Source organism: Pseudomonas sp. PAMC 26793 (genome assembly GCF_000313235.1).
GTDB classification, from domain to species: Bacteria; Pseudomonadota; Gammaproteobacteria; order Pseudomonadales; family Pseudomonadaceae; genus Aquipseudomonas; species Aquipseudomonas yamanorum.
Genome location: NZ_AMXG01000036.1, coordinates 41,799 through 66,401, shown reverse-complemented (window position 1 = coordinate 66,401; position 24,603 = coordinate 41,799). Strand labels below are relative to the sequence as shown.

Annotated in this window: 21 protein-coding genes and 1 other RNA gene; 18 read left to right on the top strand and 4 right to left on the bottom strand. The window is 61.2% G+C overall.

What is annotated here, in order from left to right:
* Nucleotides 1-44: 44 nt before the first annotated feature.
* The 17 genes from rnpB to lpxC all read left to right on the top strand — a co-directional run bounded on the left by rnpB (nt 45) and on the right by lpxC (nt 18,552).
* An RNA gene (gene rnpB, locus D109_RS1000000132335) (RNase P RNA component class A) lies at nt 45-398 on the top strand.
* A 355-nt stretch (nt 399-753) separates the two neighbouring features.
* Nucleotides 754-1,209, top strand: coding sequence for a division/cell wall cluster transcriptional repressor MraZ (mraZ, locus tag D109_RS0115360; RefSeq protein ID WP_003171868.1), 456 nt, complete (start codon nt 754-756; stop codon nt 1,207-1,209).
* Nucleotides 1,206-2,153, top strand: a complete 948-nt coding sequence (gene rsmH / locus D109_RS0115355; protein WP_003216201.1) for a 16S rRNA (cytosine(1402)-N(4))-methyltransferase RsmH — start codon at nt 1,206-1,208, stop codon at nt 2,151-2,153. The genes mraZ and rsmH overlap by 4 nt, the downstream gene beginning before the upstream one ends.
* The gene (gene ftsL, locus D109_RS0115350; RefSeq protein WP_003216203.1) at nt 2,150-2,443 is read left to right on the top strand and encodes a cell division protein FtsL; all 294 of its coding nucleotides are present in this window, start codon (nt 2,150-2,152) and stop codon (nt 2,441-2,443) included. The genes rsmH and ftsL overlap by 4 nt, the downstream gene beginning before the upstream one ends.
* Nucleotides 2,443-4,185, top strand: a complete 1,743-nt coding sequence (locus tag D109_RS0115345) for a penicillin-binding protein 2 (RefSeq protein ID WP_017477691.1) — start codon at nt 2,443-2,445, stop codon at nt 4,183-4,185. Before ftsL ends, D109_RS0115345 begins: the two co-directional genes overlap by 1 nt.
* Entirely contained in the window at nt 4,185-5,648 is a 1,464-nt protein-coding gene (locus D109_RS0115340) for a UDP-N-acetylmuramoyl-L-alanyl-D-glutamate--2,6-diaminopimelate ligase (protein WP_017477690.1), read from the top strand. Before D109_RS0115345 ends, D109_RS0115340 begins: the two co-directional genes overlap by 1 nt.
* A complete protein-coding gene (murF, locus tag D109_RS0115335) occupies nt 5,641-7,011 on the top strand; it encodes a UDP-N-acetylmuramoyl-tripeptide--D-alanyl-D-alanine ligase (protein ID WP_017477689.1) in 1,371 nt (456 codons plus the stop codon). The genes D109_RS0115340 and murF overlap by 8 nt, the downstream gene beginning before the upstream one ends.
* Nucleotides 7,011-8,093 carry a phospho-N-acetylmuramoyl-pentapeptide-transferase gene (gene mraY / locus D109_RS0115330; RefSeq protein WP_017477688.1) on the top strand — a complete coding sequence of 361 codons (1,083 nt, stop codon included), beginning with the start codon at nt 7,011-7,013 and terminating at the stop codon, nt 8,091-8,093. The genes murF and mraY overlap by 1 nt, the downstream gene beginning before the upstream one ends.
* A 6-nt stretch (nt 8,094-8,099) precedes the next feature.
* Nucleotides 8,100-9,446 (top strand): UDP-N-acetylmuramoyl-L-alanine--D-glutamate ligase, encoded by a 1,347-nt coding sequence (gene murD / locus D109_RS0115325; RefSeq protein WP_017477687.1) that lies wholly within the window; start codon nt 8,100-8,102, stop codon nt 9,444-9,446.
* Nucleotides 9,443-10,666: a putative lipid II flippase FtsW gene (gene ftsW, locus D109_RS0115320; RefSeq protein ID WP_003216215.1), complete on the top strand. Its 1,224-nt coding sequence runs from the start codon at nt 9,443-9,445 to the stop codon at nt 10,664-10,666. The genes murD and ftsW overlap by 4 nt, the downstream gene beginning before the upstream one ends.
* On the top strand, nt 10,656-11,726 hold the full coding sequence (gene murG / locus D109_RS0115315; RefSeq protein ID WP_017477686.1) for an undecaprenyldiphospho-muramoylpentapeptide beta-N-acetylglucosaminyltransferase: 1,071 nt from the start codon (nt 10,656-10,658) through the stop codon (nt 11,724-11,726). Before ftsW ends, murG begins: the two co-directional genes overlap by 11 nt.
* Nucleotides 11,719-13,164: a UDP-N-acetylmuramate--L-alanine ligase gene (murC, locus tag D109_RS0115310; protein ID WP_017477685.1), complete on the top strand. Its 1,446-nt coding sequence runs from the start codon at nt 11,719-11,721 to the stop codon at nt 13,162-13,164. The genes murG and murC overlap by 8 nt, the downstream gene beginning before the upstream one ends.
* Nucleotides 13,161-14,117: a D-alanine--D-alanine ligase gene (locus tag D109_RS0115305; RefSeq protein ID WP_003216220.1), complete on the top strand. Its 957-nt coding sequence runs from the start codon at nt 13,161-13,163 to the stop codon at nt 14,115-14,117. Before murC ends, D109_RS0115305 begins: the two co-directional genes overlap by 4 nt.
* Nucleotides 14,118-14,121: 4 nt before the next feature.
* Entirely contained in the window at nt 14,122-14,988 is an 867-nt protein-coding gene (locus D109_RS0115300; RefSeq protein WP_026077995.1) for a cell division protein FtsQ/DivIB, read from the top strand.
* 15 nt (nt 14,989-15,003) lie between these two features.
* A complete protein-coding gene (ftsA, locus tag D109_RS0115295) occupies nt 15,004-16,266 on the top strand; it encodes a cell division protein FtsA (RefSeq protein WP_003216224.1) in 1,263 nt (420 codons plus the stop codon).
* Between the two features lie 65 nt (nt 16,267-16,331).
* The gene (ftsZ, locus tag D109_RS0115290) at nt 16,332-17,528 is read left to right on the top strand and encodes a cell division protein FtsZ (RefSeq protein WP_010170471.1); all 1,197 of its coding nucleotides are present in this window, start codon (nt 16,332-16,334) and stop codon (nt 17,526-17,528) included.
* 112 nt (nt 17,529-17,640) lie between these two features.
* A complete protein-coding gene (gene lpxC / locus D109_RS0115285; RefSeq protein ID WP_003171886.1) occupies nt 17,641-18,552 on the top strand; it encodes a UDP-3-O-acyl-N-acetylglucosamine deacetylase in 912 nt (303 codons plus the stop codon).
* Between the two features lie 104 nt (nt 18,553-18,656).
* On the opposite strand, the gene D109_RS0115280 is transcribed toward lpxC, so the two are convergent.
* The 3 genes from D109_RS0115280 to D109_RS0115270 form a co-directional block, all read right to left on the bottom strand.
* Nucleotides 18,657-20,162, bottom strand: coding sequence for a diguanylate cyclase (locus D109_RS0115280; protein WP_017477683.1), 1,506 nt, complete (start codon nt 20,160-20,162; stop codon nt 18,657-18,659).
* Between the two features lie 51 nt (nt 20,163-20,213).
* A complete protein-coding gene (locus D109_RS0115275) occupies nt 20,214-21,707 on the bottom strand; it encodes a sensor domain-containing diguanylate cyclase (RefSeq protein ID WP_017477682.1) in 1,494 nt (497 codons plus the stop codon).
* Nucleotides 21,708-21,793: 86 nt separating this feature from the next.
* Nucleotides 21,794-23,116, bottom strand: coding sequence for an OprD family porin (locus D109_RS0115270; protein WP_017477681.1), 1,323 nt, complete (start codon nt 23,114-23,116; stop codon nt 21,794-21,796).
* Between the two features lie 350 nt (nt 23,117-23,466).
* Here D109_RS0115270 and D109_RS0115265 point away from each other — a divergent pair, with 350 nt between their 5' ends.
* Complete coding sequence (locus tag D109_RS0115265) at nt 23,467-24,441, top strand: D-glycerate dehydrogenase (protein ID WP_017477680.1); 975 nt, start codon at nt 23,467-23,469, stop codon at nt 24,439-24,441.
* Here the strand turns inward: D109_RS0115265 and D109_RS1000000134625 are convergent, their stop codons facing one another.
* On the bottom strand, nt 24,442-24,597 hold the full coding sequence (locus D109_RS1000000134625; RefSeq protein ID WP_017477679.1) for a hypothetical protein: 156 nt from the start codon (nt 24,595-24,597) through the stop codon (nt 24,442-24,444).
* Nucleotides 24,598-24,603: the final 6 nt, after the last annotated feature.

The following is a 24,603-nucleotide window of genomic DNA, read 5'->3' as shown; positions in this document are numbered from 1 at the left end:
TAATACTTGTTCTAACGCCGCCGTGCCGTTAACCTGCGCGGCGGAGAGTCGATTGGACAGTCGCTGCCTTCTATGAAAATTAGAGGGGGGAGGAAAGTCCGGGCTCCATAGGGCGAAGTGCCAGGTAATGCCTGGGAGGCGTGAGCCTACGGAAAGTGCCACAGAAAATAACCGCCTAAGTACTTCGGTACCGGTAAGGGTGAAAAGGTGCGGTAAGAGCGCACCGCACGACTGGCAACAGTTCGTGGCTAGGTAAACCCCACTTGGAGCAAGACCAAATAGGGTCCCAAGGCGTGGCCCGCGCTGGGACCGGGTAGGTTGCTAAAGATGTCCAGTGATGGCCATCGTAGACGAATGACTGTTCAAGACAGAACCCGGCTTACAGATCGACTCTCCACCTTTTTTCCTTCTGTCCGAATCTCGGGCAGGAACCTGGTAGTAACGCGAGAATCCCTCCCTGCTGAATCATCAGCAGATGCGTCTTCGTAATACCGAAAAAATCTTACTCTTAATAAATTACTTTAACTTTAAACCCTAGCTCTTTGAGCTATTTGGTGTTGTTGAGTCAAAATCGCCGTCAAACTCTCGTTTCTCCTCCCTTTACCTTCCTAAATCTCCGTTCTGTAAGGCTTTTCCTTGAATCCGCGCCTTGACGGTGTGGTGGGCGCATTCCTATAGTGTGCGCAAGTGGCGGAAAGTGGCACAAAGTGGGTTTTTTGAACGCAAAACGCTAAAATTTGGAGAAACGCATCTGTGTTTCGCGGAGCTAACGCTATCAGTCTCGATGCAAAAGGCCGTCTCGCCATGCCGAGCCGGTATCGTGACGAGCTCATTTCGCGAAGTTCCGGGCAATTAATCATCACCATTGATGCCGTTGATCCTTGTTTGTGTGTGTACCCGCTCGATGAGTGGGAGCTGATTGAAACCAAGTTGCGTGCGCTGCCTTCACTGCGTGAAGAGAACCGCCGCCTGCAACGCTTGCTGATTGGTAATGCCGTCGACCTCGAACTCGATGGCAGTGGTCGTTTCCTGGTTCCACCGCGTCTGCGCGAATACGCCAAGTTGGACAAGCGCGCGATGCTGGTAGGCCAGCTGAACAAGTTCCAATTGTGGGACGAAGATGCCTGGGATGCTGTTTCTGCAGCTGACCTGGCTGCTATTCAACAACCGGGCGCCATGCCTGATGAACTGCGTGATTTGATCCTGTGACTATTGATAGCGGCTTTAACCACATCACCGTACTGCTTGACGAAGCCGTTGAGGCTCTCGCCGTACGCGCGGATGGCTGCTATTTGGATGGCACCTTCGGCAGGGGCGGGCACAGTCGGCTGATTCTCAGCCAGCTTGGTCCGGACGGTAAGCTCCTCGGGTTCGACAAAGACCCTCAAGCGATTGCCACCGGGCAAGCGCTAGCGGCCGAAGACGGCCGCTTTGTCGTTGTGCAGCGTAGCTTTGCCGAACTCGGCGCAGAAGTTGCCGAGCGTGGCATGGCGGGCAAGGTGGCCGGGGTTCTGCTGGACCTGGGCGTGTCTTCGCCGCAGCTGGACGACCCTGAGCGCGGCTTCAGTTTCATGAACGACGGCCCGCTCGACATGCGCATGGACCCAAGCCGTGGCATCAGCGCCGCGCAGTTCATCGCCACCGCGCCCCACGAAGAAATCACCCGTGTGTTCAAGGAATACGGCGAAGAGCGCTTCGCTGGCCGCATGGCGCGTGCCGTGGTCGAACGCCGGGAAATCCAGCCGTTCGAACGCACCGCCGACTTGGCTGAAGTGCTGAAAGTCGCCAACCCTGCGTGGGAAAAGGGCAAGAACCCGGCAACCCGTGCGTTCCAGGGCCTGCGCATTCACGTCAACAACGAATTGGGCGATCTGGAAGCCGGCCTCGAAGCCGCCCTGGAAGCCTTGGAAGTGGGCGGTCGCCTGGTGGTGATCAGCTTCCACTCCCTGGAAGACCGCATCGTCAAATTGTTCATGCGTCGTCTGGTCAAGGGCGAATCCGACAACCTGCCGCGCAACCTGCCGGTACGTTACGAAGCCTTTGTGCCGAAAATCAAAATCCATGGCAAAGCGCAGTTCGCTTCCGAAGCCGAACTCAAGGCCAACCCACGTGCCCGTAGCGCTGTCATGCGCGTTGCGGAGAAGTTGCGGTGAGCAAGCTTTTCGCCAAGCCCCTCCCGGGCGGCAGCTTCTTTATGTTGCTGCTGTTTGTTGGCGTCCTGGTATCCGCGATTGCGGTGTCCTACAGCGCCCACTACAACCGTCAGTTGCTCAATACCCTGTACGGGGAACTGAGCGTGCGCGACAAGGCGCAGGCGGAGTGGGGCCGGTTGATCCTCGAGCAAAGCACCTGGACGGCCCACAGTCGTATCGAAGTGCTGGCCACTGAACAGCTGAAGATGCACATCCCGGGCGCTGCAGAAGTTCGTATGGTGGCGCCATGATGAAACTCGAGGGCGCACTCTACCCATGGCGTTTCCGCGTAGTGCTGGGGTTGCTGGCACTGATGGTGGGTGCGATTGCCTGGCGGATTATCGACCTGCAAGTGGTGGACCGTGACTTCCTGATTGGCCAGGGCGATGCCCGTAGCCTGCGGCATATCCCGATTCCTGCGCACCGTGGCCTGATCACCGACCGTAATGGCGAGCCTCTGGCTGTCAGTACGCCGGTAACCACCCTGTGGGCCAACGCCAAGGAAATGCAGACCGCCAAGGACAAATGGCCGGAACTGGCTGCCGCCCTGGGTCAGGACCCGAAAGCCCTGAGCGAGCGTCTCGAAGCCCAGGCCAACAAAGAATTCATCTACCTGGTTCGCGGGCTCACCCCCGAACAAGGCCAGCAAGTGCTCGACCTAAAAGTCCCCGGTGTCTACGGCATCGAGGAGTTTCGGCGTTTCTACCCGGCCGGCGAAACCACTGCCCATATGGTGGGCTTCACCGACATTGATGATCACGGTCGCGAAGGCGTGGAACTCGCCTACGACGAATGGCTGGCCGGGGTTCCCGGCAAACGGCAGGTCATCAAGGATCGGCGCGGCAGACTGATCAAGGATGTCCAGGTCACCAAAAACGCCAAGGCCGGTAAGCCCTTGGCGTTGTCGATTGACCTGCGCCTGCAATACCTGGCCAACCGTGAGCTGCGTAACGCGATCATCGAGAACGGTGCGAAAGCCGGCAGCCTGGTGATCATGGATGTGAAGACCGGCGAGATTCTCGCCATGGTCAACCAGCCCACCTACAACCCGAACAACCGTCGCAACCTGCAGCCGGCGATGATGCGCAACCGCGCCATGATCGACGTGTTCGAGCCAGGTTCGACCATGAAAGCCATCTCCATGAGTGCCGCCCTGGAAACCGGGCGCTGGAAGCCCTCCGACAAGGTCGAGGTGTACCCGGGCACGCTGCAGTTGGGCAAATACACCATTCGTGACGTGTCCCGTACCGAAGGTCCTGTGCTGGATCTGACAGGTATCCTGATCAACTCCAGTAACGTGGGCATGAGTAAAGTCGCCTTCGATATCGGCGGCGAAGCCATCTACCACCTCGCGCAGAAAGTCGGTCTGGGGCAACCCACCGGCCTGGACTTCCCGGGCGAACGTGTGGGCAACCTTCCGAACTACCGCGACTGGAAAAAGGCCGAGACCGCCACGCTTTCCTACGGTTATGGCCTGTCGGTGACGGCCATCCAACTGGCCCACGCCTTCTCGGTGTTGGCCAACAATGGCCGCATGGTGCCGCTGAGCCTTATCCACCTGGACGAGGCGCCGCCTGCGACCCAGGTCATCCCGGAAAACGTCGCCAAGACCATGCAAGGCATGCTGCAACAAGTGATCGAAGCACCGCGTGGCGTGTTCCGTGCCCAGGTGCCGGCGTATCACGTGGCAGGCAAGTCCGGTACCGCGCGTAAAACCGCCGTAGGCACCAAGGGCTACGCCGAGAACTCCTACCGCTCGCTGTTCGCAGGCTTCGGCCCGATGAGCGATCCGCGTTACGCCATTGTTGTGGTGATCGATGAGCCGAGCAAAGCCGGTTACTTCGGTGGCCTGGTATCGGCGCCGGTGTTCAGCAAGGTGATGTCCGGGACGCTGCGCCTGATGAACATCACGCCGGACAACCTGCCGGCGACCCAACAAGCGAACGCCGGACCGCCGGCCGCTGCTGTAAAAGCCAATGGAGGGCGCGGCTGATGTCCCTTAGCCTGAACAAGATTTTTGCCCACGCTGGCCGCGATCTGCTGATTCGCGAGTTGACCCTGGACAGCCGTAATGTGCGCGCCGGTGACCTGTTCCTGGCCGTGCCGGGTGGCAAGTTCGATGGCCGCCACCATATCGCTGACGCGTTGCAACGCGGCGCGGCGGCCGTAGCCTATGAAGTGGAAGGCGCCACTGTGCTGCCGATCACCGACGTGCCATTGATTCCGGTCAAGGGCCTGGCGGCGCAACTGTCGGACATCGCCGGGCGATTTTATGGCGACCCGAGCCGCACCCTGAACCTGGTGGGCGTCACTGGCACCAACGGCAAGACCAGCGTGACCCAGTTGGTTGCCCAGGCGCTTGACCTGCTGGGCCAACATTGCGGCATCGTCGGCACCCTGGGCACCGGTTTCTATGGCGCGCTGCGAAGCGGCCTGCACACCACGCCTAACCCGATTGCCGTGCAGGCGACCCTGGCCGACCTGAAAAAGGCCGGTGCCAAGGCAGTTGCCATGGAAGTCTCGTCCCACGGGCTGGACCAGGGGCGCGTCACTGCCCTGGCGTTCGACGTGGCGGTGATGACCAACCTGTCCCGGGATCACCTGGATTATCACGGGACCATGGAGGCCTATGCAGCCACCAAGGCCCGGCTGTTTGCCTGGAATGACCTGAAGTGCCGGGTGGTCAACCTGGACGACGAATTCGGTCGTCAGCTGGCCGCCGCCCAAGGCGACGGTCGCCTGATCAGCTACAGCCTGGAAGATTCCAGCGCCTACCTGTATTGCCGTGAAGCCAGCTTTGATGACGAAGGCGTGCGCGCCACCCTGGTGACGCCGCAGGGCGAGCACCATTTGCGCAGCACCTTGCTCGGGCGTTTCAACCTGAGCAACGTATTGGCTGCTGTTGGTGCCTTGCTCGGCCTGGATTACGCCCTCGACGAAATCCTGCGCGTGCTGCCGAAGCTGGAAGGCCCGGCCGGTCGTATGCAGCGCCTCGGCGGAGGCACCCAGCCGCTGGTGGTGGTCGATTACGCCCACACCCCAGACGCCCTGGAAAAAATCCTGCAAGCCCTGCGTCCCCACGCCAAGGGCAAGTTGCTGTGTCTGTTCGGCTGTGGCGGTGACCGCGATCGCGGCAAGCGCCCGCTGATGGCTGAAATCGTCGAGCGCCTGGCCGATGGCGTCCTGGTCACTGACGACAACCCGCGCAGCGAAGACCCAAGCCAGATTTTCGATGACATTCGTGTCGGCTTTAAAGACGCGTCCAAAGCGACGTTCGTTGCCGGTCGCGGTGCAGCTATCGCCCAATTGATCGCCAGTGCAAGTGCTGACGACGTGGTGGTGCTGGCCGGTAAAGGTCACGAGGACTATCAGGAAATCAACGGCGAACGCCATGCTTTCTCGGATCTGGTCGAGGCTGATCACGCCTTGACCGCATGGGAGGTGGCCCATGCTTAAGGCGCTCACATTCAGCGAACTGACCCAGGCCTTGTCGGCCCGCGTGCTGTCGGCAGATTGCAGCTTTGATGGCGTCAGCATCGACAGCCGTACCATTAAGCCCGGGCAGCTGTTTGTCGCCTTGGCCGGCCCGAGTTTTGATGGCCATGACTACCTGAATGACGTCGCTGCCAAAGGCGCTGTCGGCGCTCTGGTGCAGCGCGAGGTCGCTGACTCGACGCTGCCACAATTGCTGGTCGCCGACACCCGCCTGGCCCTCGGCCAACTGGGTGCGCTGAACCGTGCCGCGTTCACTAATCCTGTTGCGGCAATCACCGGCTCCAGCGGCAAAACCACGGTGAAGGAACTGCTGGCCGGCATCCTGCGCACGCGCGGCCCGGTCCTGGCGACCCGTGGCAACCTGAACAATGACTTCGGCGCTCCGCTGACCCTGCTCGAACTGGCCCCGGAACACACGGCGGCCGTCATCGAGCTGGGTGCTTCGCGCATCGGCGAAATCGCCTACACCGTGGCCATGACCAAGCCTCATGTCGCGGTGATCAGCAATGCTGGCACCGCCCACGTCGGCGAGTTTGGCGGCCCTGAAAAGATTGTTGAAGCCAAGGGCGAAATCATCGAAGGCCTCGACGCATCCGGCACTGCCGTGCTGAACCTCGACGACAAGGCCTTCGAAACCTGGCGTGTACGTGCCGCCGGTCGCAAGGTCTTGAGCTTCGCGGTGCACAACGCCGCTGCCGATTTCCATGCCTCGAATATCAAGGCCGACGCCCGTGGTTGCCCGTCCTTCACCCTGCATACCCCGCAAGGTGACGAGCACGTACAACTGAACCTGCTGGGCAACCACAACGTCGCCAATGCGCTGGCTGCCGCCGCCGCTGCCCATGTGCTGGGCGTGTCGTTGTTTGGTATCGCCACCGGCCTTGGCGCGGTGCAACCGGTCAAGGGCCGCACCGTCGCGCAACTGGCCAGCAACGGCATGCGCGTGATTGATGACACCTACAACGCCAACCAATCTTCGATTTGCGCTGCTATCGACCTGCTGACCGGTTTCGCCGGTCGCAAGGTGCTGGTGCTGGGGGATATCGCCGAACTGGGCGAGTGGGCCGAACAGTCTCACCGTGAAGTCGGCGCGTACGCGGCCGGTAAGGTCGATGCCCTGTACGCCGTTGGGCCGAACATGCTTCACGCCGTGGACACCTTCGGGCCGGGCGCCAGGCATTTCGCCAGCCAGGCCGAGCTGATCCAGGCGCTGAGCGCAGCTGAACAAGACAAACACACCACTATTTTGATCAAGGGATCGCGCAGCGCGGTGATGGAAAACGTCGTCGTGGCTTTGTGTGGCTCAAGTACGGAGAAACATTAATGCTGCTGCTGCTGGCTGAGTATCTGCAACAGTTCCACAAAGGCTTCGCGGTCTTTCAGTACCTGACCCTGCGCGGGATTCTGGGTGTGCTGACCGCGCTGTCGTTGTCGCTGTTCCTCGGGCCATGGATGATCCGTACCCTGCAAAACCTGCAGATTGGCCAGTCCGTGCGCAACGACGGCCCGCAGTCGCACCTGTCCAAGTCCGGCACCCCGACCATGGGCGGTGCGTTGATCCTGTCGTCCATCGGTATCAGTACGCTGCTGTGGGCCGACCTGCATAACCGCTATGTCTGGACCGTGCTGCTGGTGACCCTGCTGTTCGGCGCCATCGGTTGGGTGGATGACTACCGCAAGGTGATCGAGAAGAACTCCAAGGGGCTGCCAAGCCGCTGGAAGTATTTCTGGCAGTCGGTGTTCGGCCTGGCGGCGGCGATCTTTCTTTATACGACTGCGCCAAGCGCGGTCGAGACCACCCTGATCATCCCGATGCTCAAGGACGCCAGCATCCCGCTGGGTGTTGGCTTCGTGGTACTGACTTACTTCGTGATCGTCGGGTCGAGCAACGCGGTTAACCTGACTGACGGCCTCGACGGCCTGGCGATCATGCCGACGGTGATGGTGGGCGGCGCGCTCGGCATCTTCTGCTACCTGTCGGGTAACGTGAAATTCGCTGAATACCTGCTGATTCCGTATGTACCGGGCGCGGGTGAACTGATCGTGTTCTGCGGCGCGTTGATCGGTGCGGGCCTGGGCTTCCTGTGGTTCAACACCTATCCGGCACAAGTCTTCATGGGCGACGTCGGCGCACTGGCGCTGGGCGCGGCCCTGGGCACCATCGCGGTGATCGTCCGCCAGGAAATCGTCCTGTTCATCATGGGCGGTGTGTTCGTGATGGAAACCCTGTCGGTGGTGATCCAGGTTGCCTCCTTCAAATTGACCGGGCGCCGCGTGTTCCGCATGGCGCCGATTCACCACCACTTTGAACTCAAGGGCTGGCCTGAGCCGCGAGTGATCGTCCGTTTCTGGATTATCACGGTGATTCTGGTTCTGTTCGGCCTTGCCACCCTGAAACTGAGGTAGAAACGAGTGTCCCTGATCGCTTCAGACCACTTCCGCATCGTTGTCGGCCTCGGCAAGAGCGGCATGTCCCTGGTTCGCTTCCTGGCGAACCGGGGCACGTCGTTTGCCGTGGCCGATACGCGGGAAAATCCACCGGAGCTGGTCACGCTGCGCCGTGACTACCCGCACGTGGAAGTGCGTTGTGGCGAGCTGGATGTCGAGTTTCTGTGCCGTGCCGATGAGCTCTACGTGAGCCCCGGCCTGGCCCTGGCGACCCCGGCCCTGCAAGCGGCGGCGGCCCGTGGGGTGAAGTTGTCCGGCGATATCGAGCTGTTCGCGCGTAACGCGAAGGCGCCGATCGTGGCCATCAGCGGTTCCAATGCCAAAAGCACTGTGACCACCCTGGTGGGCGAGATGGCGGCTGCGGCCGGCAAGCGCGTGGCCGTGGGCGGCAACCTCGGCACGCCGGCCCTGGACCTGCTCAGCGACGACGTCGAGTTGTACGTGATGGAGCTGTCGAGTTTCCAGCTGGAAACCACCGACCAGCTCAACGCCGAAGTGGCCACCGTGCTCAACGTCAGCGAAGACCACATGGACCGTTACAGCGGCCTGCCGGCCTATCACCTGGCCAAGCACCGGATCTTCCGTGGTGCGCGGCAAGTGGTGGTGAACCGCCAGGATGCCCTGAGCCGTCCGTTGATCGGCGAAGGGTTGCCGTGCTGGACCTTCGGCCTGAACAAGCCTGACTTCAAGGCCTTCGGCCTGCGGGAAGAGAATGGCGAGAAATACCTGGCCTTCGAATTCCAGAACCTGATGCCGGTGCGTGAACTGAAAATCCGTGGTGCGCACAACCAGGCGAATGCCCTGGCGGCGCTGGCACTCGGTCACGCAGTCGGCTTGCCGTTCGACGCCATGCTCTCGGCCCTGCGTAGTTTTGCCGGCCTTGAGCATCGCTGCCAGTGGGTTCGCGAGCTGGATGGCGTTGGCTATTACAACGATTCCAAGGCCACCAACGTCGGTGCGGCACTCGCTGCCATCGAAGGTTTGGGTGCCGACATTCAAGGCAAGGTCGTGCTGATCGCCGGTGGCGACGGCAAGGGTGCCGACTTCAAGGACCTTAAAGGCCCGGTCGCTGCCAACTGCCGCGCCGTGGTGTTGATGGGCCGTGATTCCGGCTTGATCGCCGATGCCCTGGGCGACGCCGTACCGCAGGTGCGCGCGCAGTCCCTGGACGACGCCATCGCCCAGTGCCGGGCCCTGGCCCAGCCGGGTGACGTGGTGCTGCTGTCGCCTGCCTGCGCGAGTTTCGACATGTTCAAGAACTACGAAGAGCGCGGCCAGCTGTTCGCCCGCGCCGTGGAGGCCTTGGCATGAGTATCAATTTCCGGAACATCATCAAGCCGTACCCGTCGCCGATCATTACCGGGCGCGGTATCGACCTGGATTTCCCGATGCTTGCCGGTTGCCTCGCGCTGCTGGGGCTTGGCTTGGTAATGATTACCTCGGCGTCCTCGGAAGTGGCCGCCGTGCAGTCGGGCAACACCCTGTACATGATGATCCGTCACCTGGTGTACCTGGTGATCGGCCTTGGTGCGTGCATCGTCACCATGATGATCCCGATCGCCACCTGGCAGCGTCTGGGTTGGCTGATGCTGGTGGGCGCGTTCGGCCTGCTGGTGATGGTGATCCTGCCCGGCATCGGGCGTGAGGTGAACGGTTCGATGCGCTGGATTGGCTTCGGCGCGTTCAACGTGCAGCCGTCGGAAATCGCCAAGGTGTTCGTGGTGATCTACCTCGCCGGTTACCTGGTGCGGCGCCAGAAAGAAGTACGCGAAAGCTGGATGGGCTTCTTCAAGCCGTTCATCGTGCTGCTGCCCATGGCTGGCCTGTTGCTGATGGAGCCGGACTTCGGTGCCACCGTTGTAATGATGGGGGCGGCGGCGGCGATGCTGTTCCTCGGAGGTGTGGGCCTGTTCCGCTTCACCTTGATGGTGGTGCTGGCGGTGGCCGCCGTGACCATTCTGGTGCAGGCGCAACCCTACCGGATGGCGCGTCTGATTACCTTTACCGACCCATGGTCCGATCAATTCGGTTCCGGCTACCAGTTGACCCAGGCGTTGATCGCCTTCGGTCGCGGCGAGTGGCTGGGCGTTGGCCTGGGCAACAGCGTGCAGAAGCAGTTCTACCTGCCGGAAGCCCACACCGACTTCGTGTTCTCGGTACTCGCCGAAGAGCTGGGCGTGGTCGGCTCGCTGTGCACCGTCGCGCTGTTCGTGTTCGTGTGTGTTCGCGGCATGTACATCGGCTTGTGGGCTGAAAAGGCCAAGCAATATTTCGCCGCTTACGTGGCGTACGGCTTGTCGTTCCTGTGGATCGGCCAGTTCCTGATCAACATCGGGGTGAACGTCGGCCTGCTGCCGACCAAGGGCCTGACCTTGCCGTTCCTCAGTTACGGTGGCAGTTCGTTGGTAATTTGCTGCGCCTGTCTCGGGTTATTGCTGCGCATCGAGTGGGAGAGTCGAACCCACCTGGGCAGCGAAGAGATGGAGTTCAGCGAAAGCGACTTCGCCGAGGAGCCGAACCATGGGCGCTAACGTGCTGATCATGGCAGGCGGCACCGGTGGCCACGTGTTCCCGGCGCTGGCCTGTGCCCGCGAGTTCCAGAACCGCGGCTACAGCGTGCATTGGCTTGGCACGCCGCGCGGCATCGAAAACGATCTGGTACCGAATGCCGGCTTGCCACTGCATTTGATCAACGTCACCGGCCTGCGTGGCAAGGGCAAATTGTCCCTGCTCAAGGCGCCGTTCGTGTTGCTCAAGGCGGTGTGGCAGGCGCGCAAGGTTATCCGTGAAGTGAAGCCGGTATGCGTGCTGGGCTTTGGCGGTTACGTGACCGGCCCTGGCGGTGTCGCGGCAAAACTCTCCGGTGTGCCGGTGATCGTCCATGAGCAGAACGCCGTGGCCGGCACCGCCAACCGCCTGCTGGTGCCCTTGGCTGCCCGGGTGTGCGAGGCCTTCCCGAAGACCTTTGATGCCGCGGACAAACTGCGCACCACCGGCAACCCGGTGCGTACCGAGCTGTTCATGGACATTGCCCGCCAGCCGTTGGCCGGTCGCAAGGCGCACCTGTTGATACTGGGCGGAAGCCTGGGCGCCGAACCCTTGAACAAATTGCTGCCTGAAGCGGTGTCGCAACTCCCTGAGGAGCTGCGCCCCGAGATCTTCCATCAGGCCGGCAAGAACCACGATGAAGTGACCGCCACGCGCTACCGCGAAGCGGGTGTGGAGGCGAATGTGCAGCCCTTCATCAAAGACATGGCCCAAGCCTATGGCTGGGCCGACCTGGTGGTCTGTCGCGCAGGTGCGTTGACCGTCAGTGAACTGGCTGCCGCCGGTCTGCCGTCCTTGCTGGTGCCTTTGCCCCACGCGATCGACGATCACCAGACCCGCAACGCCGAATATTTGGCCGGGGAGGGCGCTGCCTTCCTGCTGCCGCAAAGAACGACTGGCGCCGCCGATTTGGCCGCACGCCTGACCGAGGTTTTGATGCAACCGGAACGACTGAACAGCATGGCGAGCACCGCAAGCCGCCTGGCCAAACCTGACGCAACCCGCACCGTGGTCGATATCTGCCTGGAGGTGGCCCATGGTTGAGAATCAGAAAGCCATGCCACAACCGGAAATGCGCCGCATCCGTCGCATCCACTTCGTCGGTATCGGCGGCGTGGGCATGTGCGGGATCGCCGAAGTGTTGCTGAACCTGGGTTACCAGGTGTCCGGCTCCGACCTGAAAATGTCGCCGGTCACTGAGCGCCTCGAGTCGTTTGGCGCGAAAATCTTTATTGGCCACCGCGCCGAGAACGCTGCTGAAGCCGACGTGCTGGTGGTCTCCAGTGCCGTGAACACCTCCAATCCGGAAGTGGCCACCGCTCTTGAACGCCGCATTCCCGTGGTGCCGCGCGCCGAGATGCTGGCCGAGCTGATGCGCTACCGCCACGGCATTGCCGTCGCCGGTACCCACGGCAAGACGACCACCACCAGCCTGATCGCCTCGGTGTTCGCTGCCGGTGGCCTGGACCCGACGTTCGTGATCGGTGGCCGCCTGAATGCAGCCGGCACCAATGCACAGCTCGGTACCAGCCGCTACCTGATCGCCGAAGCCGATGAAAGCGACGCCAGCTTCCTGCACCTGCAACCGCTGGTGGCTGTGGTGACCAACATCGACGCCGACCACATGGCGACCTACGACGGTGACTTCAACAAACTGAAGAAAACCTTCGTCGAGTTCCTGCACAACCTGCCGTTCTACGGTTTGGCCGTGGTGTGCCTGGACGATCCGGTGGTGCGCGAAATCCTGCCGCTGGTGAAGCGTCCGACCGTGACCTACGGCTTCAGCGAAGACTGCGACGTGCGCGCAATCAATGTGCGCCAGCAGGGCATGCAGACCTTCTTCACCGTGCTGCGCCCTGACCGCGAGCCGCTGGATGTCTCGGTGAACATGCCGGGCAACCACAACGTACTCAACTCCCTGGCGACCATCTGCATCGCCTCCGACGAAGGCGTCAGCGATGAAGCCATCGTCGAAGGCCTGTCGGGTTTTGCCGGTGTGGGTCGTCGCTTCCAGGTCTACGGCGAACTGCCGGTAGACGGTGGCAACGTGATGCTGGTGGACGACTACGGTCACCACCCGACCGAAGTCGCGGCGGTGATCAAGGCCGTACGCGGTGGCTGGCCGGAGCGCCGTCTGGTGATGGTGTACCAGCCGCACCGCTACAGCCGTACCCGCGACCTGTACGACGATTTCGTCAATGTGCTGGCGGACGCCAACGTGTTGTTGCTGATGGAAGTCTACCCGGCCGGTGAGGAACCGATCCCGGGTGCCGACAGCCGCAAGCTGTGCAACAGCATCCGTCAACGTGGCCAGCTGGACCCGATCTACATCGAGCGCGGTGTGGACCTGGCGCCGATCGTCAAGCCGCTGCTGCGCGCCGGCGACATCCTGCTGTGCCAGGGTGCCGGCGATATCGGCGGCCTCGCCCCTAAATTGCTGGCGAGCCCGCTGTTTGCCGCTCCACAGGGGAAGTCGAAATGACCACTGACTACGGCTCCCTGTTCTCCACCATTCAACCTGCCGACTTCGGCCGCGTTGCGGTGCTGTTCGGCGGCAAGAGTGCTGAGCGTGAAGTGTCGCTGAAGTCCGGCAATGCCGTACTGGAAGCGCTGCAAAGTGCCGGCGTGAATGCGTTCGGCATCGACGTGGGCGATGACTTCCTGTCGCGCCTGCAGGCCGAGAAAATCGACCGCGCCTTCATCATTCTTCACGGCCGTGGCGGTGAAGACGGCAGCATGCAGGGCCTGCTGGAATGCCTGGGCATTCCGTACACCGGCAGCGGGATCCTCGCTTCGGCGCTGGCCATGGACAAGTTGCGGACCAAACAGGTGTGGCACAGCCTGGGTATTCCGACCCCGCGTCACAGCGTGCTGTGCAGCGAAGACGATTGTATTTCTGCAGCCAAGGAACTGGGCCTGCCTTTGATCGTCAAACCAGCCCATGAAGGCTCCAGTATCGGCATGGCTAAAGTGAACTCAGCCGCCGAATTGATTGACGCATGGAAAGCGGCCAGTACCTACGATTCGCAAGTGTTGGTGGAACAGTGGATTCAAGGTCCCGAGTTCACCATCGCTACGCTGCGTGGCCAGGTATTGCCGCCTATCGCATTGGGCACGCCCCACACCTTTTACGACTACGACGCCAAGTACGTGGCTTCCGATACTCAGTACCGGATCCCGTGCGGCCTCGATGCAGCCAAGGAACAGGAATTGATGGACCTCACGGCGAAAGCCTGTGAGGCGCTGGGTATCGCCGGTTGGGCGCGGGCAGACGTGATGCAGGATGACCAAGGGAATTTCTGGTTCCTTGAGGTCAACACCGCACCCGGTATGACCGATCACAGCCTGGTACCTATGGCCGCTCGTGCAGCCGGTTTGGATTTCCAGCAGTTGGTGCTGGCGATCCTGGCAGCAAGCATTGAGCCTCGAGGCTAAGACCATGAACGGCGCATCGCTTCGTCATCAGCAACCCGCTCCCGGCCGCAAGCCGGTGCCGCGTGGTGCCAGCCGAATGGTGGCTAGAGAGCCGATGTCGGCGCGCATGCCGAAAGCCAACTTTGGTTTTCTCAAGGCGCTGTTCTGGCCGGTGATCCTGGTGGCGTTGGGGTTTGGTACGTACGAAGGCGCCCAGCGTCTGCTGCCGTATGCCGACCGGCCGATCACCAAGATCAGTGTGCAGGGCGATTTGAGCTACATCAGCCAGCAAGCCGTGCAGCAGCGAATCGCCCCGTTTGTGGCGTCGAGCTTCTTCACCATCGACCTGGCAGGCATGCGTTCCGAGCTGGAACAGATGCCATGGATTGCCCACGCCGAAGTGCGTCGCGTGTGGCCGGATCAGGTAACGATCCGCCTGGAAGAACAACTGCCTGTAGCCCGTTGGGGCGATGGACAGTTGTTGAACAACCAGGGCCAGGCGTTTGCACCGCGAGAAGTGGCGAATTACGAGCACCTGCCGCAGTTGTTCGGGCCGCAGCGGGCGCAGCAGCAAGTGATGCAGCAGTACCAGGCGTTGAGCCAGATGCTGCGGCCGTTGGGCTTCTCGATTGCGCGACTGGAATTGCGTGAGCGGGGCAGCTGGTTTTTGACCACGGGTGCAGGCAGTTCCGGCCCGGGCATCGAGTTGTTGCTGGGACGCGGCAACCTGGTGGAAAAGATGCGCCGTTTTATCGCCATCTATGAAAAGACCTTGAAAGAACAGATTACGAACATTGCGAGCATCGACCTGCGTTACGCCAACGGCCTTGCCGTCGGCTGGCGGGCCCCTGCGGCGCCCACGGCAGCGCAACCTGCTGTCGCGAAGAATTAAGAAGAGGCAGGACCCATGGCAAACGTGCAAAGCGGCAAAATGATCGTCGGTCTGGATATCGGCACCTCCAAAGTGGTGGCGCTGGTAGGCGAGGTCGCGGACGACGGCACGCTGGAAATCGTCGGAATCGGCACGCATCCGTCCCGGGGCCTGAAGAAGGGCGTGGTGGTGAATATTGAATCCACCGTGCAATCGATCCAGCGCGCCATCGAAGAAGCGCAGCTGATGGCCGGTTGCCGGATTCACTCGGCATTCGTCGGTGTTGCCGGTAACCACATCCGCAGCCTGAACTCCCACGGCATCGTGGCGATCCGCGACCGCGAAGTCAGCTCGGCTGACCTGGAGCGTGTACTCGACGCAGCGCAAGCCGTGGCGATCCCGGCTGACCAGCGCGTGCTGCACACGCTGCCGCAGGACTACGTGATCGACAACCAGGAAGGCGTTCGCGAGCCTTTGGGCATGTCGGGCGTACGCCTGGAAGCCAAGGTTCACGTAGTGACCTGCGCCGTCAACGCTGCACAGAACATTGAAAAATGCGTGCGCCGCTGCGGCCTGGAAATCGACGACATCATTCTCGAGCAGTTGGCTTCGGCTTACTCGGTACTGACCGACGACGAAAAAGAACTGGGCGTGTGCCTGGTGGACATCGGCGGCGGTACCACGGACATCGCGATCTTCACCGAGGGTGCGATCCGTCACACCGCCGTGATCCCGATTGCCGGTGACCAGGTGACCAACGACATCGCCATGGCGTTGCGCACACCGACCCAGTACGCCGAAGAAATCAAGATCCGTTACGCCTGCGCCCTGGCCAAGCTGGCCGGTGCCGGTGAAACCATCAAGGTGCCGAGCGTGGGCGACCGTCCACCGCGCGAACTGTCGCGCCAGGCGTTGGCCGAAGTGGTCGAGCCGCGCTACGACGAACTGTTCACCCTGATCCAGGCTGAACTGCGCCGCAGCGGCTACGAAGATTTGATCCCGGCCGGCATCGTGCTGACCGGTGGTACCTCGAAGATGGAAGGCGCGGTCGAACTGGCCGAGGAAATCTTCCACATGCCGGTCCGCCTGGGCGTGCCCCATGGCGTGAAAGGCCTGGGCGACGTGGTGCGCAACCCGATTTATTCCACCGGTGTGGGCTTGCTGTTGTACGGGCTGCAAAAGCAGACCGACGGCATCTCCCTGTCGGGCCCGAGCAACCGCGACAGCTACAGAAGCGACGACGAAGCGAAAGCGCCGTTGTTCGAGCGGTTGCAGGCTTGGGTGAAAGGCAATTTCTAAAGATTTACCGCAACACCGTTTCAAGTAGTAGGCGAAAAAACTAGAGAAATGAAAGGAGAGGGAAAATGTTCGAACTCGTAGACAACATCCCCGCAAGCCCGGTCATCAAAGTGATCGGCGTCGGCGGTGGCGGCGGCAACGCTGTCAACCATATGGTCAAGAGCAACATTGAAGGCGTTGAATTCATCTGCGCCAACACTGACGCCCAGGCCCTGAAAAGCATCGGTGCACGCACCATCCTGCAATTGGGCACAGCCGTGACCAAGGGCCTGGGTGCCGGCGCGAACCCGGAAGTCGGCCGTCAAGCCGCTCTGGAAGACCGCGAGCGCATTGCTGAAGTGCTGCAAGGCACCAACATGGTGTTCATCACCACGGGCATGGGCGGTGGTACCGGTACCGGTGCTGCGCCGATCATTGCCGAAGTGGCCAAGGAAATGGGGATCCTGACGGTTGCCGTCGTGACTCGTCCGTTCCCGTTCGAAGGTCGCAAGCGCATGCAGATCGCCGATGAAGGCATCCGTCTGCTGTCCGAAAGCGTCGACTCGTTGATCACCATTCCCAACGAGAAGCTGCTGACCATCCTCGGTAAGGACGCCAGCCTGCTGTCGGCTTTCGCCAAGGCTGACGATGTACTGGCCGGTGCCGTTCGCGGTATCTCCGACATCATCAAGCGTCCGGGCATGATCAACGTCGACTTTGCCGACGTACGTACCGTGATGAGCGAAATGGGCATGGCGATGATGGGCACTGGCTGCGCCAGCGGTCCGAACCGTGCACGCGAAGCTACCGAAGCGGCCATCCGCAACCCGTTGCTGGAAGACGTGAACCTGCAAGGCGCACGCGGCATCCTGGTGAACATCACCGCCGGTCCTGACCTGTCCCTGGGTGAGTACTCCGACGTGGGTAGCATCATCGAAGCCTTCGCTTCCGAGCACGCCATGGTCAAGGTCGGTACGGTTATTGATCCAGACATGCGCGACGAACTGCACGTGACCGTGGTTGCTACCGGCCTGGGTGCAAAAATCGAGAAGCCTGTGAAGGTGATCGACAATACCGTCCATACCAGCCACGCCAGCCAGCAAGCTGCCGCTCCAGCGCCTGCGCGCCAGGAACTGCCGTCTGTGAACTATCGTGACCTGGATCGTCCGACCGTGATGCGCAACCAGGCTCAGGCCGGTGCTGCTGCGTCCCGTAGCCCGAATCCGCAAGATGACCTGGACTACCTGGACATCCCGGCTTTCCTGCGTCGTCAGGCCGATTAATGGAATGTATCAGGGCTATGAAGGTGATTGGTGTTCAGCAAAGGTCTGGTCTGCTATTATCGCCAGCCTTTGTTGATACCAGTTCGCAATTTGCGCTGAAGCGGTCCAAGCCATGATTAAACAACGCACCCTGAAGAATATTATCCGTGCCACAGGTGTAGGTCTGCACTCCGGGGAGAAGGTATACCTGACCCTCAAGCCCGCACCTGTCGACACCGGCATCGTGTTTGTTCGTGCCGACCTGGACCCTGTGGTGCAGATTCCTGCTCGCGCGGAAAATGTTGGCGAAACCACGATGTCGACCACGTTGGTCAACGGTGACGTCAAAGTGGACACGGTGGAGCACTTGCTCTCGGCCATGGCCGGTCTGGGCATCGATAACGCCTACGTCGAGCTCTCCGCGTCCGAAGTCCCAATCATGGATGGCAGCGCCGGACCCTTCGTATTCTTGATTCAATCTGCCGGCCTGGAAGAACAGGACGCAGCCAAGAAGTTCATTCGCATTCTGCGGGAAGTGACAGTAGAAGACGGCGACAAGCGCGCCACCTTCGTCCCGTTCGAAGGCTTTAAAGTGAGCTTTGAGATCGATTTCGATCACCCGGTATTCCGTGACCGCACACAAAGTGCAAGCGTGGATTTTTCCAGCACTTCGTTCGTAAAAGAAGTCAGCCGCGCCCGTACCTTTGGTTTCATGAGTGACATCGAGTACCTGCGCAAGCACAACCTCGCACTCGGCGGCAGCGTTGAAAACGCCATTGTGGTCGACGCGGATGGTGTACTGAACGAAGACGGCCTTCGTTATGAAGACGAATTCGTGAAGCACAAGATCCTCGATGCAATCGGTGACCTCTACCTGCTGGGCAATAGCCTGATAGGCGAGTTCAAAGGCTTCAAGTCGGGCCACGCCCTTAACAACCAGCTGCTGCGCAAGTTGATTGAGCAGACAGACGCTTGGGAAGTCGTGACCTTCGAAGATGCCAGCACCGCACCGATCTCTTACATGCGTCCCGTCGCGGCGGTGTAAGTAACAACTCTCTTTCCTTTTGTTTTTAAAGGCTGCCTTCGGGTTGCCTTTTTTTTTGATCGTTCCCACGCTCTGCGTAGTAACGCCTCCTGTGACGCTCCGCGTCACGGCCTTAAAGCGCCGGCATCAACAACGCGATTACGCCCGGTATGCTTGGCCTCATACAGCGCCTGGTCGGCGTTGAGCAGTAATTCCTCCAGCGTGGTACGGCTGTTTTTGGTCCAGGTACTGAGGCCAATGCTGACGGTAATCGGCACCGTATCCCCGCCCACCCGCGGCAGGTGTTCGACGCTGCTGCGGATATGTTCAGCAATCACCAGCGCACCCTGGCTGTCGGTATGCGGCAGCACCACCGCAAATTCCTCGCCGCCATAGCGGGCCGCGAGATCGGCAGGGCGGCGGATATTGCCCTCGATCACCTGCGCCACCGTACGCAATGCCTCGTCGCCACCTTGATGGCCATGTCGGTCGTTGAACGCCTTGAAGTGGTCCACATCAATCATCAGCACCGTCAACGGCTCGGCTGAACGCTGGGCGCGGTCCCATTCCAGGCGCAGGCGCTGGTCCAGGGTGCGGCGGTTGGCCAGACCGGTGAGGGCGTCGGTGGCTGCCAGTTCTGACAGCACCTGCTCGGCGCGGTGGCGCCTGCGCAGTTCCATGCAAAGCATCCCGGTCAGCCACAGCAGGCCAATGCACAAAACCCCGGTGGCCCCGCTGATCAATAGCGCCGCACGCTGCCAGGGCGCGAATATTTCATCCGTGGACAGGCCCACCACGACGATCAGCGGTAAATTCCCCACCGTGGAGAAGGTATAGAGGCGGTTCTCCTCATCCACACTGGACGTGCCACGAAAGTTGCCGTCGCGCTCTTTCAGTATGCGCGCGACGTTGGGGCGTTGACTGAGGTCCTTGTCGATCATGTCCCGTTCCAGCAACGGCTGTTGGGCCAGCAGGATGCCCTGCTGGTTGATCAGGTTGATGGTGCTGTCGTTGCCGATATTCAGGCTGCGGAACAGTTGCTGGAAATACGACAGGCGCATGGAGGCCACGGCCACCCCGAGGAATCGCCCGTCGGGCCCGGAGACCCTGCGGCTGAAAGCGATGCGCCATTGGTCGTCACACACGCAGCGCGCCATGAAGGGCCGGCTGATGAACAGGCCCAGGTCGGGATTCTGCCGGTGGGCATGAAAGTAATCACGGTCGGCGAAGTTGGCAGCGTTGGGCGTCAGCAGCGAGGAGTCGGCAATCACCTCGCCGTTCTTGTCCAGCAGCAGGATGTCACCCTTGTACGGCGCCGCTTCCGATCGATCAAACAGCACTAGGTGGCGGATGCTGGCCGACACTCCGGCCAAATCACTGCGTTCGGTGGCCGCGATCAGGCCTTTGATCGATAAGTCGTACAGCTCGACGTTGCGCAGCACGTCGGCATCGATCAGTTGGGTGATGTTATTGGCCGTGCGCTGGGCCGCCTGCAAGGTGTTGGCGTGCTCGCGGGTCAGTAGCACTGCGACTACCAACATGATCAGCAGCACCGTGACGCAACTGCCGATGATCAGCAGCAGCTCCGGACGGTGGGTCGGGCGGGGCGGGCGGGTGGTGCTTGGGCTCATCGGGCGTACTTCTGCTTCGAGGATGCCCTTAGCGTAGTTGCTGATAACGGCTCATGTGGCCTGGCTGTGAACCGTGCGGTTGCGGCCGGAGTGCTTGGCGTCATACAGCGCCCGGTCGGCACTCAGCAGCAGCTCTTCCAGTGAACCACGGCGGCGTTTGTCCCAGGTACTGAGGCCGATGCTGACAGTGACCGACAACGCATCCCCGTCAGCCGGTGGCAAGTGTTCCACCGCGCTGCGGATATGCTCGGCGATGATGCTCGCACCGTCGCTGTCGGTGTCCGGCAGGATCACTGCGAACTCTTCGCCGCCGTAACGGGCCGCCAGGTCGGCGGGGCGACGAATATTGCTGCCGATGACCCGGGCGACGTTGCGCAGTGCCTCATCACCGCCTTGGTGGCCGTGGCGGTCGTTGAAGGCCTTGAAGTGGTCGACGTCGATCATCAGCAAGGCCAGCGGCTCGCCCGAGCGTTGTGCGCGCTCCCATTCCAGGCGCAGGCGCTGGTCGAGGGTGCGGCGGTTGGCCAAGCCGGTGAGGGCGTCGGTGGCCGCCAGTTCCGACAACACCTTCTCGGCGCGATAGCGGCGGCGCAGTTCCCGGCGCAGCATCCAGGTCAGCCACAGCAGGCCTATACACAGCACGCCGGTGGCGCCACTGATCAGCACGGTGGCACGTCTCCAGGCGGCAAACACGTCATCGTTGGACAGCGCCACTACCACAATCAGCGGCAGCGCGCCGACGCTGGTGAAGGTGTACAGCCGTTGCTTGCCACTGATGGAGGAGACGCCGCTGAAGCTGCCGCTGCCTTCGCGCAGCATTCTTTTGAAGTTTGGCCGCATGCTCAGGTCTTTGTTGATCATGTCGCTTTCGAGCAGAGGCTGCTGGGCCAGGAGAATGCCGTCGTTGTTCAGCAGGTTGATGCTGCTGCCGCTGCCGATGCTCAGGCTATTGAACAGCTGGTCGAAATACGCCAGGCGCATGGTCGCCACTGCCACACCGGCAAACTCGCCATTGGGCCCGGGAACCCGACGGCTGAACGCAATACGCCAGACCTGATCGCACTCGCAACGAATCTTGAAGGGCCGGCTGATGAACAATCCCGCGTTAGGGTTCTGCTGGTGGATCTGGAAATAGTCGCGATTGGCGAAATTGCGTGGCGTGGGCTTCAGCGTGGAGGAGTCGGCGGTGACCGTGCCGGCCTTGTCCAGCAGCAGGACCTCGCCTTTGAAAGGGGCGGCCGTGGACTGGTCGAACTGCACCATATGCAGGATGTCGGCCGAGACCAGGGGTAAGTCATGGCGGGTGGTCGCGACAATCAGGCCGTTCAGGGCCAGGTCGTAGAGTTCGACGTTGCGCAATACATCGGCGTTGATCAACTGGGTGATATTGGTGGTGGAGCGCTGGGCCGTCAGCAGGGCGCTGGCGTGTTCGCGAATCAGCAGTGTGGCAACAATGATCACGATCAGTACGACCGTAAGGCCGCTGCCCAGAATCAATAAAAGCTCCGGGCGTGCAGGCGGGGTGAAGGTGCGGCGTTGACTCATGGGACTGACTTCGGCACTCAAGATGCTGGCAGTTTAGTTCCATGTTGTGAAAAATAAGTCGTCGCCGCTAAAAGAATGCCTGAAGGTTAAAAAACGTCGATCGGGTAGTCGACGATTACCCGGTATTCATCCACGTCCCGGTCCACTGCCCCGTAGCCATTGCCGCCGCGATTGGTTGCCCATTGCAGGCGCACGGCCAAATCTTTGGCCTTGCCACCTTGCACCACGTACTTGAGGTCGATGTCCCGTTCCCAGTGCTTGGCGTTCTTGCCGTCGGCGCTGTACCAGGATGAGTAGCCACGGCTGTCCGGATCCACCGTGGTCAGGTCGGTCTTGCCGCTGATGTACGACACCGCCGAGGTCAGGCCCGGCAGGCCCAGCCCGATAAAGTCATAGGCGTACTTGAGCTTCCACGAACGTTCGTTGGGGCCGTTGAAGTCCGAGTATTGCTGGGAGTTATCCAGGTAGATGCTATCGCCCTGGCTGATGTAGTCGAACGGCGTGTTGCCGTTGACCCGCTGGTAGGCGGCGGTGACGCTGTGATTGCCCACGCCGACGGTGAAATGCAGGCTGTAGGTGTTGTTGTCGATGTTACCCAGCAGGGCTTTGCCGGTGTCCTGGGTGTGATAGTAGTGCAGACCCGGGTTCAAGCTGACCAGTTCGTTCAGTTGCCAAGTGTAGTCCAGGTCGTAGTAGTACTGGTTCCAGATGTCCTTGAGTTCGGACGCGTACAGGTTGCTGGTCAGCCCCGGCAGGCCGCTGAAGGACACGCCGGCCCAGTCCAGGTGCTGGCTGTCTTCACCGTTGGGCAAGGCGCCGTAGCTGGTGCCGATGCGTCGGTGGCCGCTCTGGTTGTAGAGCTTGGTGAAGCTGGCCTGGCCGCCTTCGAACATCCAGCCGTCCAGGCTGTGGTTGGTCAGGCTCACGCCGCGAAAGGTCTGGGGCAGCATGCGGGTCATGCCACCGGCAATCACCGGGTTATTGAGGAACAGGTCGCCGGCTTTCAGCTCGGTGTCGAAGGCGCGCATTTTCAGGGTGGCGCCGGCGGTGGAGAACGAGCCGGGGGCTTTACCGTTGCCGGAGCTCACCGGCAGGATGCTGGAACCGTCGGTGCCGCCACCGCCGTCGAGCTTGAGGCCGAGCATGGCGTTGGCGTCCAGGCCAAAGCCGACGATGCCTGGGGTGTAGCCGGATTCAAAAATCCCGATAACGCCCTGGCCCCATTCCTTGCTGTCATCGGTGTGAGTGTTGCGGCGGTCGCGGTTCATGTAGTAGTTGCGGGTGTTGATCTTGAAGCTGGAACCTTCGACGAAACCGTCGGTGGCCGGGGTGTCTGCCGCGTGGGCAAGGGGAACGATCGTTGCAGCAATCGCGAGGAATAACGGGGTGAACGTCAGCGAGGTTTTCACCGGTGGAGCTCCTTTGGGTCAATCGAAACCGGCCAGTGTTGTTGGGGTTCCTGGCCTTTTTTCAGCGCAAAAAAAAGCCGCTGAACTCAGCGGCTTTAAGACAGATTCCCAGTGTAGAGCCCTGGAAATAAGTCGAGGGAAATCGGGGGAGAGCGGGTCAGTCTTAACCGCTGCGCTCGTCGATGCGACAAATTAGCGCAGGTGAGCGGTGCGATATAGAGTGTAACAAGATAATGACTGTTGCCCAAATCGCAACAGTCTGGCTTTGCGGGTGTGGGGCGTCCTGACAACCCCTACCCAAGAATGTTAGCGTGCTTGCCATTCCCACGTAGTCGATGAGCCCGCCTTCCATGAAAAAGACTGTCCTCGCCTTCAGCCGCGTCACCCCGGAAATGATCGAACGCCTGCAACAGGATTTCGATGTCATCGCCCCCAACCCCAAGCTGGGCGACATCAATGCCCAGTTCAACGAAGCCTTGCCCCATGCCCATGGCCTGATCGGCGTAGGCCGCAAGCTGGGCCGCGCGCAACTGGAAGGCGCGAGCAAACTGGAAGTGGTTTCCAGCGTGTCGGTGGGCTACGACAACTACGACCTGGCGTACTTCAATGAGCGCGGGATCATGCTTACCAACACTCCGGACGTGCTCACCGAAAGCACCGCCGACCTGGCGTTTGCCCTGCTGATGAGCAGCGCCCGCCGCGTCGCCGAACTGGACGCCTGGACCAAGGCCGGCCAGTGGAAAGCCAGCGTCGGCGCGCCGTTGTTTGGCTGTGATGTACACGGCAAGACCCTGGGCATTGTCGGCATGGGCAACATCGGCGCGGCCATCGCCCGTCGGGGTCGCCTGGGTTTCAATATGCCGATTCTGTACAGCGGCAACAGCCGCAAGACCGAACTGGAACAGGAACTCGGCGCGCAATTTCGTAGCCTCGACCAGTTGCTGGCCGAAGCCGACTTCGTCTGCCTGGTGGTGCCGCTGAGTGAGAAAACCCGCCACCTGATCAGCCATCGCGAGCTGGGGTTGATGAAGTCCAGTGCGATCCTGGTGAACATCTCCCGTGGCCCGGTGGTGGATGAGCCGGCGCTGATCGAGGCCCTGCAAAACCAGACCATCCGTGGCGCCGGCCTGGATGTGTATGAGCAGGAGCCGCTGTCCGAGTCGCCGCTGTTCCAGCTGAGCAATGCCGTGACCCTGCCGCACATCGGTTCGGCCACCAACGAGACCCGCGAAGCCATGGCCAACCGTGCCCTGGAAAACCTGCGCAGTGCGCTGTTGGGCCAGCGTCCGCAGGATTTGGTGAACCCGCAGGTGTGGAAGGGCTGATCACTGCTTGTTGTAGGTAGGCGCGAGCTTGCTCGCGAAGAACCTGAAGGCCATGTGTTTATTCAGGCTGCCCGCGTTATCGTTGACGTTCTTCGCGGGCAAGCCGGCTCCTACAGTTTTCAGCGTGCGAGTCGATAACGGTCTATAGATCGTCATTCGTGA

Coding starts and splice junctions, on each gene's coding strand:
- D109_RS0115345 (WP_017477691.1), top strand. CDS start 2,443: ATGAAACTCGAGGGCGCACTCTACCCATGGCGTTTCCGCGTAGTGCTG.
- D109_RS0115340 (WP_017477690.1), top strand. CDS start 4,185: ATGTCCCTTAGCCTGAACAAGATTTTTGCCCACGCTGGCCGCGATCTG.
- murF (WP_017477689.1), top strand. CDS start 5,641: ATGCTTAAGGCGCTCACATTCAGCGAACTGACCCAGGCCTTGTCGGCC.
- mraY (WP_017477688.1), top strand. CDS start 7,011: ATGCTGCTGCTGCTGGCTGAGTATCTGCAACAGTTCCACAAAGGCTTC.
- ftsW (WP_003216215.1), top strand. CDS start 9,443: ATGAGTATCAATTTCCGGAACATCATCAAGCCGTACCCGTCGCCGATC.
- murG (WP_017477686.1), top strand. CDS start 10,656: ATGGGCGCTAACGTGCTGATCATGGCAGGCGGCACCGGTGGCCACGTG.
- murC (WP_017477685.1), top strand. CDS start 11,719: ATGGTTGAGAATCAGAAAGCCATGCCACAACCGGAAATGCGCCGCATC.
- D109_RS0115305 (WP_003216220.1), top strand. CDS start 13,161: ATGACCACTGACTACGGCTCCCTGTTCTCCACCATTCAACCTGCCGAC.
- D109_RS0115300 (WP_026077995.1), top strand. CDS start 14,122: ATGAACGGCGCATCGCTTCGTCATCAGCAACCCGCTCCCGGCCGCAAG.
- ftsA (WP_003216224.1), top strand. CDS start 15,004: ATGGCAAACGTGCAAAGCGGCAAAATGATCGTCGGTCTGGATATCGGC.
- ftsZ (WP_010170471.1), top strand. CDS start 16,332: ATGTTCGAACTCGTAGACAACATCCCCGCAAGCCCGGTCATCAAAGTG.
- lpxC (WP_003171886.1), top strand. CDS start 17,641: ATGATTAAACAACGCACCCTGAAGAATATTATCCGTGCCACAGGTGTA.
- D109_RS0115280 (WP_017477683.1), bottom strand. CDS start 20,162: ATGAGCCCAAGCACCACCCGCCCGCCCCGCCCGACCCACCGTCCGGAG.
- D109_RS0115275 (WP_017477682.1), bottom strand. CDS start 21,707: ATGAGTCAACGCCGCACCTTCACCCCGCCTGCACGCCCGGAGCTTTTA.
- D109_RS0115265 (WP_017477680.1), top strand. CDS start 23,467: ATGAAAAAGACTGTCCTCGCCTTCAGCCGCGTCACCCCGGAAATGATC.
- D109_RS1000000134625 (WP_017477679.1), bottom strand. CDS start 24,597: ATGACGATCTATAGACCGTTATCGACTCGCACGCTGAAAACTGTAGGA.